At 60.6% G+C, this 611-nt stretch carries 1 protein-coding gene; it reads right to left on the reverse strand.

The window, feature by feature from the left end; genetic code table 11:
• Nucleotides 1-611 (reverse strand): YDG domain-containing protein (locus tag HY29_RS19435; protein ID WP_034799247.1); only part of this gene is annotated, 611 nt, incomplete at both ends.

Genomic DNA, 611 nt, shown 5'->3' on the forward strand with positions numbered 1-611 from the left:
CGTCCCGCCCAACAGGTCCGCGATCGCCGTCGCGTCATAGGTCCGCGGCGCAACCGTCACACCATCAACCGTCAGAAGCTTCGGCGTGATCGTGGCCGTCGTCGTGGGCGCATTCGAGACGATCTCGTAATTTTCCCTGTCAGCCCCGCCCAGGGACCCGCTCGTGCTAAGCGTCACCGTCTTGGCAACACCGGCATTCGCGTCCACAAACGACCCTGTCGCATTCGCCAGTTCGAGCGTGAGTTCATCGCCCGCGACGTAATCCGACAGTGACAGGTTCGACGTATCGATCGTCGCTGTCGTCATCCCATTATAGGGACGGTCCTCAGCCGTTAGAGTACCCGTGACCGTCAGCTGCGCCTTGGCGATATCCGCCGTCAGGTCTGTCGGCAGGGTCAGGATATAATTGTCCTGATCCGCGCCCGTCAGCTCATATTGCGCCGTCAACAATTTATTCGCGCGGGCATTCTTGTCCGACATCACACCGTATTCGGTACTTGAATCCAGGGCCACGGTACCACCAGCCAGATCGGACGCGACGGCATTGGCCAACTGAGCACCCGTCAGCTCGACACGGGTTGTCCCGTCATAGGGGCGGTCCACCACAGAGA

The organism is Hyphomonas beringensis (assembly GCF_000682755.1).
Classification (GTDB): Bacteria; Pseudomonadota; Alphaproteobacteria; order Caulobacterales; family Hyphomonadaceae; genus Hyphomonas; species Hyphomonas beringensis.